Origin of the sequence: Pseudomonas sp. M1 (assembly GCF_022760135.1) — a bacterium.
Taxonomy (GTDB): Bacteria; Pseudomonadota; Gammaproteobacteria; order Pseudomonadales; family Pseudomonadaceae; genus Pseudomonas; species Pseudomonas citronellolis.
Genome location: NZ_CP094343.1, coordinates 5,866,172 through 5,879,468 on the forward strand (window position 1 = coordinate 5,866,172; position 13,297 = coordinate 5,879,468).

The 13,297-nt window shown below is 69.2% G+C and carries 11 protein-coding genes and 1 riboswitch; of the genes, 7 read left to right on the forward strand and 4 right to left on the reverse strand.

Annotated elements, in window-relative coordinates:
• The first annotated feature begins 56 nt into the window (after positions 1-56).
• The 5 genes from PM1_RS25945 to PM1_RS25965 all read left to right on the forward strand — a co-directional run bounded on the left by PM1_RS25945 (position 57) and on the right by PM1_RS25965 (position 5,025).
• Entirely contained in the window at positions 57-1,019 is a 963-nt protein-coding gene (locus tag PM1_RS25945; RefSeq protein ID WP_009617475.1) for a 2-hydroxyacid dehydrogenase, read from the forward strand.
• A gap of 41 nt (positions 1,020-1,060) precedes the next feature.
• Positions 1,061-2,065, forward strand: a complete 1,005-nt coding sequence (locus tag PM1_RS25950; RefSeq protein ID WP_009617473.1) for a class I SAM-dependent methyltransferase — start codon at positions 1,061-1,063, stop codon at positions 2,063-2,065.
• A 124-nt stretch (positions 2,066-2,189) separates the two neighbouring features.
• The gene (locus PM1_RS25955) at positions 2,190-3,656 is read left to right on the forward strand and encodes an amino acid permease (protein ID WP_043300179.1); all 1,467 of its coding nucleotides are present in this window, start codon (positions 2,190-2,192) and stop codon (positions 3,654-3,656) included.
• A gap of 39 nt (positions 3,657-3,695) precedes the next feature.
• Positions 3,696-3,846: riboswitch (yybP-ykoY riboswitch) on the forward strand.
• 67 nt (positions 3,847-3,913) lie between these two features.
• Positions 3,914-4,495: a TMEM165/GDT1 family protein gene (locus PM1_RS25960; RefSeq protein WP_009617469.1), complete on the forward strand. Its 582-nt coding sequence runs from the start codon at positions 3,914-3,916 to the stop codon at positions 4,493-4,495.
• A gap of 86 nt (positions 4,496-4,581) precedes the next feature.
• Positions 4,582-5,025 (forward strand): ketosteroid isomerase-related protein, encoded by a 444-nt coding sequence (locus PM1_RS25965; RefSeq protein WP_009617468.1) that lies wholly within the window; start codon positions 4,582-4,584, stop codon positions 5,023-5,025.
• A gap of 285 nt (positions 5,026-5,310) precedes the next feature.
• Here PM1_RS25965 and PM1_RS25970 read toward each other — a convergent pair whose 3' ends face one another.
• Positions 5,311-6,294 carry an NAD-dependent epimerase/dehydratase family protein gene (locus tag PM1_RS25970; RefSeq protein WP_009617466.1) on the reverse strand — a complete coding sequence of 328 codons (984 nt, stop codon included), beginning with the start codon at positions 6,292-6,294 and terminating at the stop codon, positions 5,311-5,313.
• Positions 6,295-6,373: 79 nt separating this feature from the next.
• Entirely contained in the window at positions 6,374-7,195 is an 822-nt protein-coding gene (locus PM1_RS25975; protein WP_009617464.1) for a M48 family metallopeptidase, read from the reverse strand.
• Positions 7,196-7,387: 192 nt separating this feature from the next.
• On the opposite strand from PM1_RS25975, the gene PM1_RS25980 reads away from it, so the two are divergent.
• Complete coding sequence (locus PM1_RS25980; protein ID WP_009617463.1) at positions 7,388-9,529, forward strand: methyl-accepting chemotaxis protein; 2,142 nt, start codon at positions 7,388-7,390, stop codon at positions 9,527-9,529.
• Positions 9,530-10,019: 490 nt separating this feature from the next.
• Here the strand turns inward: PM1_RS25980 and hemH are convergent, their stop codons facing one another.
• Positions 10,020-11,045 carry a ferrochelatase gene (hemH, locus tag PM1_RS25985; RefSeq protein ID WP_009617462.1) on the reverse strand — a complete coding sequence of 342 codons (1,026 nt, stop codon included), beginning with the start codon at positions 11,043-11,045 and terminating at the stop codon, positions 10,020-10,022.
• A 9-nt stretch (positions 11,046-11,054) separates the two neighbouring features.
• Entirely contained in the window at positions 11,055-11,981 is a 927-nt protein-coding gene (locus PM1_RS25990; RefSeq protein WP_009617461.1) for a TIGR01777 family oxidoreductase, read from the reverse strand.
• A gap of 267 nt (positions 11,982-12,248) precedes the next feature.
• On the opposite strand from PM1_RS25990, the gene PM1_RS25995 reads away from it, so the two are divergent.
• Entirely contained in the window at positions 12,249-13,232 is a 984-nt protein-coding gene (locus tag PM1_RS25995) for an NAD(P)/FAD-dependent oxidoreductase (protein WP_009617460.1), read from the forward strand.
• Positions 13,233-13,297: the final 65 nt, after the last annotated feature.

Sequence of the window (13,297 nt, forward strand, 5' to 3'; positions counted from 1 at the left end):
CCGTCAGGCTGGCAACCTTACGCCAGCCCCGCTTCCCGCAAAAGGTACAGCCACAGATGAACAGTGCCCGCGCCGTCTTCCTCGACACCGCCTCCCTCGACCTCGGCGACCTCGACCTGCAGCCCCTGCGCCAGGCTTTCGGCGAACTGGTCCTGCACCCCGCCAGCGCCCCCGGCGAAATCGCCGGGCGCCTGCGCGAGGCCAACGTGGCCATCAGCAACAAGGCGCCCATCAGCGCCGAAACCCTGGCCCAGTGCCCGGACCTCAGGCTGATCCTGGTCACCGCCACCGGCACCAACAACATCGACTTGGCCGCCGCCCGCGAGCGTGGCATCGCCGTGGCCAACTGCCAGGGCTACGGCACCGCTTCGGTGGCCCAGCACGCCATCCTGCTGCTGCTCGCCCTGGCTACCCGGTTGCCCGACTACCAGGCGGCGGTCCGCGCCGGGCGCTGGCAGCAGTCCACCCAGTTCTGCCTGCTGGACTTCCCCATCGTCGAGCTGGAAGGCAAGACCCTCGGTCTGCTCGGCCATGGCGAACTGGGTGGCGCGGTGGCCCGCCTGGCCGAGGCCTTCGGCATGCGCGTGCTGCTCGGCCAACTTCCTGGCCGCCCGCCGCGCGCCGACCGCCTGGCGCTGGACGAGCTGCTGCCGCAGGTCGACGCCATCAGCCTGCACTGCCCGCTGACCGAGCAGACCCGCGGGATGATCGGCCAGCGCGAACTGGACCTGATGAAGCCCGGCGCCTTCATCGTCAACACCGCCCGCGGCGGCCTGATCGACGAGCAGGCCCTGGCCGACACCCTGCGCCGCGGCCACCTGGGCGGCGCCGCCACCGACGTGCTCAGCGTCGAGCCGCCGAAGGACGGCAACCCGCTGCTGGCCGGCGACATCCCGCGGCTGATCGTCACCCCGCACAACGCCTGGGGCAGCCGCGAGGCGCGGCAGCGCATCGTCGGCCAGGTGACGGACAACGCCGCGGCCTTCTTCCGCGGCGACAAGCTGCGGCGGGTCGACTGAAGCGCGAAGTGCTAAACTCGCGCCCTTTTTCAGGAGGCCGCATGTCCAACGCCCCCACCAGCGAGGTGCTGCTGCGCCAGATCGAACGTTTCGCCGGCCGCGTGCTGCTGGCCGGCCTGCCCGCCGACGGCCTGCTCGGCGAGCTGCCCCAGGCCCTGGGCTGGAGCTGGCACGCCGGCGAGCAGCGGCAGTTGGACAGCCGCTACCCGGGACGCTGCCATTTCGGCGTGACGCCGCCGGAGGGCGAGTTCGACGCCGCCGTGCTGTTCCTGCCCAAGTCCCGCGAGCTGACCGATTACCTGCTGGCCGCCCTGGCCAGCCGCGTGCCCGGCGGCCAGCTGTACCTGGTGGGCGAGAAGCGCGCCGGCGTCGAGCGCGCCGCCAGGCAGCTCGGCGCCCTGGCCAAGGCCGCCAAGCTCGACAGCGCGCGACACTGCCAGCTGTGGCACACCGCCATCGACGGCGCCCTGCCCTGCCCCGACCTGCATTCCTTGGCCCAGCGCTACACGCTGGCCCTGGCCGACGGCGAACTGCAAGTGGTCACCCTGCCCGGCGTGTTCAGCCATGGCCGCCTGGACCGCGGCAGCGCCCTGCTGCTGGAGCACCTGGGCGGCCTGCCCGAAGGCCAGGTGCTGGACTTCGGCTGCGGCGCCGGCGTGCTCGGCGCGGTGCTCAAGCGTCGTTACCCGGGCAGCCGCCTGAGCCTGCTCGACGTCGACGCCTTCGCCCTGGAGAGCAGTCGCCTGACCCTCGCCGCCAATGGCCTGGAAGGCGAGGTGATCGGCGGCGACGGCATCGACGCGGCGCCGGCCGGCCTGGCGGCCATCGTCAGCAACCCGCCCTTCCACCAGGGCGTGCACACCGACTACCAGGCCAGCGAACGCCTGCTGCGCGAAGCCGCGCAGCACCTGCGCCCGGGCGGCGAACTGCGCCTGGTGGCCAACAGCTTCCTCAAGTACCCGCTGCTGATCGAACAGCACCTGGGCCCCTGCCGCAGCCTCGCCGAGGGCGACGGTTTCCGCATCTACAGCGCCCGTCGCCCCTGAGCCCGGGCGCCTCGCCGCAGCCCCACTACACTCCACCCAGACCGAAAGGGCGCGCCGGGCCGGCGCGCCTCACGAGCCGAGGATCGCCGTGAAAAGCACCGTGAAAGAAGCCGAGCTGACCTTCGTGAAGTCGCCGGAAAAGACCCCAGCGCACCTGAAGCGTTCGCTCAAGCCCAGGCACCTGAACATGATCGCCATCGGCGGCTCGATCGGCACCGGGCTGTTCGTCGCCTCCGGCAGCACCGTCGCCACCGCCGGCCCCGGCGGCGCGCTGCTGGCCTACGCGCTGATCGGCCTGATGGTGTTCTTCCTGATGACCAGCCTGGGCGAGATGGCCGCCTACATCCCCGATTCCGGCTCCTTCTCCACCTACGGCAGCCGCTTCATCGACGAAGGCTTCGGCTTCGCCATGGGCTGGAACTACTGGTACAACTGGGCGGTGACCATCGCCGCGGAACTGGTGGCCGCGCAGTTGGTGATGAACTTCTGGTTCCCCGAGGTGTCGGGCATCTACTGGAGCGCCGGCTTCCTCGCCATCATGTTCGGCCTCAACTTCTTCTCGGTGAAGGGCTTCGGCGAGAGCGAGTTCTGGTTCGCGCTGATCAAGGTGATGGCCGTGGTGATCTTCATCGGCATCGGCCTGGCCAGCATCTTCGGCATCATGCACGGCATCGACTCCCCCGGCTTCAGCAACTTCACCACCGGCGACGCGCCCTTCGTCGGAGGCCTGCAGGCCATGGTCGGGGTGGCGATGATCGCCGGCTTCTCGTTCCAGGGCACCGAGCTGATCGGCGTCGCCGCCGGCGAGTCGGAGCACCCGCACAAGTCGATCCCCATCGCCATCCGCCAGGTGTTCTGGCGGATCCTGATGTTCTACATCCTGTCGATCTTCGTCATCGGCATGCTCATCCCCTACACCGATCCGAACCTGCTCAAGACCGACAGCAGCGACATCAGCACCTCGCCCTTCACCCTGCTCTTCGAGCGCGCCGGCCTGGCCGCGGCGGCCGGGGTGATGAACGCGGTGATCCTCTCGGCGATCCTCTCCGCCGGCAACTCGGGAATGTACGCCTCCACCCGCATGCTCTACACCATGGCCCTGCATGGCCAGGCGCCGCGCCTGTTCCGGCAGATCTCGCAGAGCGGCGTGCCACGCTACGCGCTCTACGCCACCACGCTGGTGGGCGGGCTGTGCTTCCTCACCAGCTTCATCGGCGACAAGACCGTCTACACCTGGCTGCTCAACACCTCGGGCATGTGCGGTTTCATCGTCTGGCTGGGCATCGCCATCTCCCACTACCGCTTCCGCAAGGGCTACCTGCTGCAGGGCGGCAAACTGGAGGAGCTGCCCTACCGCGCCAAGTGGTTCCCCTTCGGCCCGCTATTCGCCTTCGCCCTGTGCCTGGCGATCACCCTCGGGCAGAACTACCAGGCGTTCGTCGGCGAGACGATCGACTGGACCGGGCTGGTCGCCACCTACATAAGCCTGCCGCTATTCCTCGTCATCTGGTGGGGCTACCGCCTGAAGAACGGCAGCCGCTTCGTCCGCTACCAGGAAATGGACGTCACCTCCGGCCGCGACGTCGACTGAACGCCGGGCTTGCCCAAGCCGGACGACTTGGGCAGAATGCGCCCCGTCCTAGGGGAGTAGTCTCCCGCGAGCGGTTCCCGCCCTCGCCCGGCACGCGTCAACACACTTGGTCCGCAGACCATGGCGCGTGCGGCCCCAAGGCCCGCAGCAGTCGGGCCCGGGTTTGACAAGACCTATGACACGAGCGATCCGACCCGGGGTGGGCGGATGGCGCGTGTCATTGGTGATTAGTCGACCCGCCCCCTTAGGAAAGCCTGATGGAATCCCTGTTCGTCCCCATCCTGGTGGTTGCCCTCGCCGAAATCGGCGACAAGACGCAACTGCTCGCCCTCGTCCTCGCCGCGCGCTTCCGCAAGCCCTGGCCGATCATCGCCGGCATCGTCGCCGCGACCCTGGTCAACCACTTCGCCGCCGGCGCCGTAGGCAAATGGGTCTCCACCTTCTTCTCCGAAGCCGCCCTGAGCTGGCTGCTGGCCGCCTCCTTCCTCGCCGTGGCGGCCTGGACCCTGGTGCCGGACAAACTGGATGACGACGAAGAGGGCGGCCTGAAGAAGTTCGGCCCCTTCCTCACCACGCTGATCGCCTTCTTCCTCGCCGAGATGGGCGACAAGACCCAGGTGGCCACCGTGATGCTGGCCGCGCAGTACCCGCACTTCTGGCTGGTGGTGCTGGGCACCACCATCGGCATGCTGCTGGCCAACGTGCCGGTGGTGCTGGCCGGCAACTTCGCCGCCGAGCGCCTGCCGCTGGCGCTGATCCGCCGCCTGGCCGCCTGCGCCTTCGCCGTCCTGGGCCTGGCCGCGGCCTGGCACGCGGCCACGCTGTCCGGGCTGTTCTGACAGCCGCTCCGGCGTGGCGGCCAATGCTGCCGCCACGCCTTCGTCCTACAGTGTTAGCCGTCGTCCCTTCGCTGAAGGAAACAGCCATGACCGACAAGGATCTGAAGCGCCTCGCCCGCCAGCACATCGACCTGAGCTGGAACAAGGGCCGCCTGGCCCTGGCCACCCAGCTGCACAGCCCGGACTTCCTCTACAAGAGCAGCTTCTCCGCCCAGCCCCTGGACAGCGCCGGCTACCGGCAACTGATCGAGGGCATCCGCGCGTCCATGGACGACCTGGAAGTGGTGGTCGAGGAATGCATAAGCGAGGGCCACAAGGTGTTCACATGGAGCACCCTGGTGGGCACCATCAGCCGCCCCGCCTTCGGCTACCCGGCCAGCGACAAGGTGGTCAGCATCCCCGGCATGGCCCTGTGGCTGTTCAACAGCCAGGGCAAGCTGCAGGAGCTGTGCACGCTGATCGACATGGAAAGCTTCCGCAGCCAGATGGGCCTGCAGAACCGCCCGCTGGCGGAGCAGGCGCTACCCTGAGGCAGCGGCCTTCTCCTGTAGGAGCGCGCCCTGCGCGCGAAATCGCGGGCAGGGCCCGCTCCTACAGTTTGCGGTAAGGCACGGAGTTTCCCCGTAGGAGCGGACCTTGTCCGCGATAGCCGGACGTATCGGCGCGATTCGCGGATAGGATCCGCTCCTACGCCGCCCCACCCACGCCATTCCAATGTAGGAGCGCGCCCTGCGCGCGATTCGCGGGCAGGGCCCGCTCCTACAGTTTGCGGTAAGGCACGGTATTCCCCGGCGCAGTCGGCAAGACTGTTGCGCCTACAGGTACCCGTTGGCGCGGAACCAATTGATGGCCCGCTGCAGGGTGTCTTCCAGCGGCACGTGGCTTTCGAAGCCCAGCTCCTCGCGGGCCTTGCGTCCGTCGAGGAACTGCCCGCCGGCCATCACCTCGATGGCGGTTTCGTCCAGCAGCGGCAGCTTGCCGGTCAGGCGGTAGCGCCAGCGACCCAGGGTGGCCAGGGCGCGGGCGCGGTGCAGCGGCATCGGCTGCGGCGCCGGGCGGCCCAGCAGGTGGGCGATGGTGGCGGTGAGCTCGGCCATCTCCACGTTGTGCCCGGTGAGCAGGTAGCGCTCGCCGATGCGCCCGCGCTCCAGCGTCATCAGCAGGCCGCGCCCCGCCTCGCCGGCATCGATCACGTTGCGCCGCCCCGGCACGTAGTGGGACATCTCGCCGCGGCCGATGGCGGTGATCAGGCGCCCGGTGGTCGGGCCTATGTCCAGCTCGCCCAGCACCATGCCGGGAATCCCGATCACCACCGGCAGGCCGCCGCGGGCCTGCTCGCGGGCCTGTTCGTCCAGCGCCCACTTGCACATCACGTAGGCGCTCTTGCCGGTGGGCAGGCTCTCGTAGAACAGCCCCTCGTGGCCGGGCAGGCCCTGGGGGTGCGGGGGCATGGCGAAGGCCGAACCGACGTAGAGGATGCGCGGCACCTTGTTGTGCAGGCAGGCCGCGTAGAAGTGGTTGGTCTGGTCCAGGGCGCTGGCCACCTCCTCCTGCCAGCGGCGCGGCCGCTGCGGGTAGTAGCCGGCGCTGAAGATCACCGCGTCGAGCCCCTTCAGCGCGCGCTCCAGCCCCTTGTAGTCGAACAGTTCGGCGACCCGGCATTCCGGCTCCAGGTAGGCCAGGCGCTGGATCTGCGAGGACGGGCGGTGGATCAGCACCAGCTGGTGGCCGGCGGCCTTGATGGCGCGCGCGGCGTGGTGGCCGAGGAGCCCGGTGGCTCCGAGTACTGCGATTTTCACTGGCGCTCCCTGGTGGTGGTCGAACCGGCCGCGTCGGCGGCCGGCTGCAACGGATCGACGGCGTCGATCCCCCCGCTCGTCAATTGCGGCCCTTGGCCTGCTCGTACAGCGGCATCACCTTGGGAATGGCGGCCTGCAGGTTGGCCATGCGCGTGCTGTCCGCCGGGTGGGTGCTGAGGATTTCCGGCGGCGCGTCGCCACCGGCCTGGCCCATCTTCTGCCACAGCGTCAGCGCGGCCTGGGGGTTGTAGCCGGCGCGGGCGGCCAGCTCCAGGCCGATGAGGTCGGCCTCGGTCTCGTTCTGCCGGCTGTTGGGCAGGGTCAGGCTGTACTGCACCACCTGGTCGGCCAGCTGCTTGCTGGTCTCGCCCAGGCCCAGCAGCGCGCCGCCGAGGTTCTCGCCCATCTGCACGGCGTAGGCGCGGGACATCTGCTCGCGGCCGTGCTCGCGCAGGGCGTGGGCGATCTCGTGGCCCATCACCGCGGCGATCTCGTCATCAGTGAGCTTCAGCTGATCGATCAGGCCGCTGTAGAAGATGATCTTGCCGCCGGGGCCGCAGTTGGCGTTGAGCTCGTCGCTCTTGATCACGTTGACCTGCCAGTCCCAGCCCGGGGCGTCCTGGCGGAACGCGCCGGTCTGCGGAATCAGCCGCGCGGCCACGGCCTTGATGCGCTTGGCGTCGCTGCTGTCGTTGTCCAGCTTGCCCGCCGAAGTCGCGTCAGTGAGGGTCTTCTGGTACGACTGCGAGTACATCTGGTCGACCTGCTGGCTCGACAGCATGCTGAACATGTACTGCTTGCGCTCGACGCCGACGGCGCCGCCGCTGGTGGTGTTGACCTGCTGGCACCCGGCCAGGAGCAGGGCGGCGGCCAGGCCGGTGAAGCGGAATAGGCTGGGCATGATGCTCTCCTGAAGCAATGCAATCTCCCTTGGACAGCGCGCAATGGTAGGCCGCCCCCCGATGGCCGGCAACCGCTCCGCAAAGGAGACGACACAAGGGCGTTACAACCCATTACAGGCATTTCCTAAGGAAACTCTGAAGTCCTGCCGATACAGCGGAACAGGCTGTCCCTGGTACGCGAGTATTTCGCCATGAAGTTCAAGTCGATCCAGTTTTCCGTGGTGGCGTTGGCCGGGGCCAGTGTCCTGGCTGTGGTGGCGGCGTTGGTACTCTATGCCCTGTTCGCCGGCGGGCGCACCCAGACGCTGGTGCAGGAGCGCACCCAGGCGCTGCTGGAGAAGGTCATCAACGAACGCCTGGTGGCCCTGGCGCGCGCCCAGGCCAGCCAGATCCAGCGCGAGCTGGAATACCCGCTGACGGTGGTCAAGGGCCTGGCCCAGGCCAACATGCTGATGGACGGCAAGGATGCCGAAGGCAAGCCGCTGCTGGGCATCAGCCGCGGCGAGATGTCCAACCTGCTGCGCCAGACCGTGCAGCAGAACCCCAAGCTGCTGGACGCCTTCGCCGGCTGGGAACCCGGTGCCTTCGCCGGCCCCGACAGCCTCTACGCCGGGCAGACCGGCGCCGGCTACGACGCCAGCGGGCGCTTCATGCCCTGGTGGTACCGCAAGGCCGACGGCAGCCTCACCGTGGAAGCCATGGGCGACACCCTGGAAAGCCAGAAGGTGCTGCCCACCGGCGTGCGCGAGGGCGAGTACTACCTGTGCCCGAAGGAACGCCACAAGCCCTGCGTGATCGACCCCGCGCCCTATGAAATGGGCGGCAGGACGGTGCTGATGTCGTCCTTCAACGCGCCCATCCTGGTCGACGGCCAGTTCCGCGGCGCGGTGGGCGCCGACCTGTCCCTGGACTTCATCCAGGAGTTGCTCAAGGCCGCCGACGCCACCCTCTACGACGGCGCCGGCGAGCTGGCGCTGATCTCCGCCAACGGCCGCCTGGTGGCCTACACCAAGGACGCCGGCAAGCTCGGCGAGCCGGCCGACAAGGTGCTGGACGCGAGCCAGGCCGCCAGCCTCGGCAAGCTGCAGGGCGAGCAGCCGCTGTACCAGCAGGACGAGGCCCGCGACACCATCGCCGTGTTCCTGCCCTTCGCCATCGGCGACACCGGCACGCGCTGGACGCTGATGCTGGAAATCCCCCGCCAGGCCGTGTTCGGCGAACTCAAGCAACTGCAGGGCGCGCTCAAGGCGCAGAGCGATTCCGACACCCTGGGCATGACCCTGGTCGGCTTACTCATCGCCGCCGGCGGCCTGCTGGTGATCTGGCTGGTGGGCCACGGCATCGCCCGGCCGCTGCGCCAGTTGGTCGGCATGCTCGACGACATCGCCCAGGGCGAAGGCGACCTCACCCGCCGCCTGTCCAGCGAGCGCGCCGACGAGCTGGGCTCCATCGCCCGCGGCTTCAACACCTTCCTCGGCAAGCTGCAGGGCATGATCGGCCAGGTGGTGACCTCGGTGCAGCACGTCAGCGACTCCTCCGAGCACACCGCGGACATCGCCATCCGCACCAACCAGGGCGTGCAGAAGCAACTGGCGGAGATCGAACTGGTGGCCACCGCCGTCCACGAGATGACCGCCACCGCCCAGGACGTGGCGCGCAACGCCACCCACGCGGCGGAAGCGGCCAGCCACGCCGACCAGGCCGCGCACCAGGGCAAGCAGATAGTCGAGAGCAGCTCGGCGGCGATCCAGGCCCTGGCCACCGAGATCGGCCGCGCGGTCGGCGTGGTGCAGTCGCTGGCCCGCGACAGCGAGAACATCAACGCCATCCTGGTGGCCATCCGCGGCATCGCCGAGCAGACCAACCTGCTGGCGCTCAACGCCGCCATCGAGGCGGCGCGGGCCGGCGAGCAGGGCCGCGGCTTCGCCGTGGTGGCCGACGAAGTGCGCAACCTGGCGCAGAAGACGCAGCAGGCCACCGAGGAAATCCAGAGCATGATCCAGCAGCTGCAGAACGGCACCCGCGAAGTGGTGCAGGTGATGCAGCAGAGCCAGGAGAAGACCGACGACAGCGTGCGCCACGCCCACGAGGCGGCCCAGGCGCTGGAGTCGATCACCCAGGCGGTGTCGGTGATCAACGACATGAACACCCAGATCGCCAGCGCCGCCGAGGAACAGAGTGCGGTGGCCGAGGACATCAACCGCAACGTCGCCAACATCGGCCTGGTCGCCAACCAGGTGGCCGGCGGTGCCGACGAAGCCTCCCAGGCCAGCGCCGAGCTGACCAGGCTGGCGGAGCAGCAGCGGCGGCTGGTGAATCAATTCAAGGTGTAGGGCCTGGCTGCCGCCCTGAGCCCGCTCCTACGGTTGCCCCACCACGCCATTCCCATGTAGGAGCGCGCCCTGCGCGCGAATCGCAGGCAGGGCCTGCTCCTACAGTCAGCCTGGAGGCTCCGTATTCCCCTGTAGGAGCGAGCTTGCTCGCGAATGGGGTTTGCCGGCAGCGTAGGTGCCTGGCTAAAGAACACCCTCTCCCCAACCCTCTCCCTGAAGGGAGAGGGGGCTGTTCTGAGCGGGAGGGAAGTCAGGCGTCATCCTCACACCTTCGCCGGTTCCTCGACGTAGGGCGCATAACGCCTACGGCGTTATCCGCCGTCTTTTCTCGGCAGCGGTGTCTTGAAGAGGCTACGTCGTAGGAGCCTTGCCGGCTGCGCCGGATGCTCGCTCCTACGAGAAGCCTTGCCCACCCGTAGGTAGGAGCGGACTCCGTCCGCGATTGGACCCGCAGGCTACGCCGGCTTGCCCGGTGGCACGAAAACGGCCGTCAGAGCGGCTCCGGCAACCGCTCGCACAGCCGCGCCAGCGCCAGCGCCCAGGCCTGCTGGTCGTTCAGGCAGGGGATCAGCACCAGCTCCTCGCCGCCGGCGGCGATGAACTGCTCGCGGCCGCGCTGGCCGATTTCCTCCAGGGTCTCGATGCAGTCGGCGACGAAAGCCGGGCACATCACCAGCAGGCGCTTCACGCCCTGCTTCGCCAGGACTTCCAGCTGCGCGTCGGTGTAGGGGCCGATCCACTTGGCGCGGCCCAGGCGCGACTGGAACGACACCGACCAGCGGCCCTTCTCCAGGGCGGCGTTCTCGGCGAACAGCTCCGCGGTGCGCAGGCACTGGCTGCGGTAGCACAGCGCCAGGACCTCCGGGCGCACGTGGCGGCTGTCGGCGGCGTCGAGGTCATGCTTGCGGTCGCCCACCAGCTTGCGGATGTGCCGCTCGGGCAGGCCGTGGAAGCTCAGCAGCAGGTGGTCGTAGGGTTGCTCCAGGTAGGGCTGCACGCTGGTCAGCAGGGCCTGCTGGTATTCCGGCTCGGCGTAGAACGGCGGCAGCACCAGCAGGTGCATGCCGTGCAGGCCGAGTTGGCGGATCAGCCGCCGGGCCTCCTCGATGACGGTGGTGGTGGTGCTGTCGGCGAACTGCGGGTACAGCGGCGCCAGGGTCACCTGGCGCACGCCCTGCTCGTAGAGGTCCAGCAGGGCGTTCTCGATGGACGGCTGGCCGTAGCGCATGGCCAGCGCCACCGGGCCGTGCGGCCAGTACTTGCGCATGACCTGCTGCAGACGGCGGCTGATCACCACCAGCGGCGAGCCCTGGTCCCACCAGATGGAGGCATAGGCGTGCGCCGACTCCTCCGGGCGCTTGCGCAGGATCAGCGACACCAGCAGGCGCCGCGCCGGCCAGGGCAGGTCGACGACGTACGGGTCCATGAGGAACTGGTCCAGGTAACGGCGCACGTCGGCCACCTCCGTCGAGGCCGGCGAGCCCAGGTTGACCAGCAGCAGGGCGTTGAGGGTCATGCAGCATCCTTAGTGACGGTGGGCGGCGGCCGCCGGGCGATGCGCGAGGACATCGGCGAGGGCGGCCGGCAGATCGTTGTAGCGGAACACGAAGCCGGCTTCCAGCAGGCGCCGGGGCTCCACGCGCTGGCCGCCGAGCAACAGCAGCGACAGCTCGCCGAGCAGGGTGCGCAGGGCGAAGGCCGGCACGCCCAGCAGGGTCGGGCGGCGCAGCGCCTGGCCCAGGGCCCGGGTGAAGTCGCGGTTGCGCACCGGCTGCGGCGCGCACGCATTATACGGACCGCTGGCGTCGCTTAGCTGCAAGAGAAAATCGATCAGGCCGATCATGTCCTCGATGTGCACCCAGGACATCCATTGCCGGCCGTTGCCCAGCTGGCCGCCCAGGCCGAAGCGGAAGGCCGGCAGCAGGCGCGCGAGGAAGCCGCCCTCCGGCGCCAGCACCAGCCCGGTGCGCAGGCGCACCACGCGGATGCCCAGGCCCTCTGCCTGCATGGCGATCTGCTCCCAGGCCAGGCACAGCTCGCTGGCGAAATCCTCGCCGGCCGCCGCGCTGCCTTCGTCCAGCGGACGCTCGCCGGCGTCGCCGTACCAGCCGACCGCCGAGCCGCTGATCAGCACCGAGGGCCGCTGGCTGCGGCCTTCCAGCCACTCCACCAGGCGCTCGGTGAGGCGTACCCGGCTGTCCCACAGCAGCGCCTTGCGCCGCGCCGTCCAGGGCCGCTCGGCGATGGGCTCGCCGGCCAGGTTGACCACCGCGTCGACCTGTTCGTCGCCCACCGCCTCGAAGCTGGAAACGCCCCGCACCTCGCGCCCGCAAAGCTCGGCGACGCGCTCCGGACGGCGGCTGAGCACCGTCAGCCGATGGCCGGCGGCGCTCCAGTGGCGGCACAGGCGGCGGCCGATCAGGCCGGTACCGCCGGTAATGAAGATGTGCATCTGAACCTCCTTGCGCTGAACTCCCACACCTACCATCAGTCTGGACGAGGGAACGACGCTTGCATTACTGCACCCGTCCGAGTGTGGCGAACGTCTACGCTGTAAATGCCGGAACCGATACGCGACGCCCCCGAAGGAATGGCCGCGAAGCGTGGACGAAATTCCGCTCGACCGTTCGAACGGCGACCGAACAACTATACAAATAAAACAGATTGTACAAGGCTGTTCGACTCGCTAACCTGAACACAACAACCTACGAGGCATGTCATGAGCGCCCCCATTGCCATCATTGGCACCGGAATCGCCGGACTCTCAGCCGCCCACGCCCTGCTCGACGCGGGACAGGAAGTCCAGCTCTTCGACAAGGGCCACGGCAGCGGCGGCCGCATGGCGAGCAAGCGCAGCGATGCTGGCGCGCTCGACCTCGGCGCCCAGTACTTCACCGCCCGCGACCGCCGCTTCCTCGACGCCATCCAGCACTGGCGCGACGCCGGCTGGGTCGCCGAGTGGGACCCGGCCCTGTACCAGTACCGCGACGGCATGCTCAGCCCGTCGCCGGACGAGCAGCCGCGCTGGGTCGGCACCCCGCGCATGAGCGCCATCACCCGCGCGCTGCTGCAGGGGCTGCAGGTCACCTTCTCCTGCCGCATCACCGAAGTCTTCCGCGGCCAACAGCACTGGCACCTGCAGGACTCCGAAGGCTGCAACCACGGCCCGTTCAGCCACGTCCTGGTCGCCACCCCGGCGCCGCAGGCCGCGGCGCTGCTGGCCGGCGCGCCCAAGCTGGCGGCGGCGGCGGCGAGCATCGCCATGGAGCCGACCTGGGCCGTGGCCCTGGGCTTCGCCGAGCCCCTGCAGACGCCGGTGCAAGGCTGCTTCGTCCAGGAAGGCCCGCTGACCTGGATGGCCAGCAACCGCTGCAAGCCCGGCCGCGACGAACACATGGACACCTGGGTGCTGCACGCCAGCAGCAGTTGGAGCCGGCAGAACATCGACAAGCCCAAGGAAACCGTCATCGAGCACCTGCTGGGCACCTTCGCCGAGATGATCGGCTGCGCGGTGCCCGAACCGGTGTTCGCCCTGGCCCACCGCTGGCTCTATGCCCGGCCGCTGGAAGCGCACCAGCTGGGCGCGCTGGCCGATGCCGACCTGGGCATCTACGCCTGCGGCGACTGGTGCCTCTCCGGCCGCGTCGAAGGCGCCTGGCTGAGCGGCCTGGAAGCCGCCCGCCGCCTGCTGCAACACCTCTGAGCCCGACGGCGCCCGCCTGGGCGCCGCACCCTGTACAAATGATTTGCGACTGTACAACGTTCGGC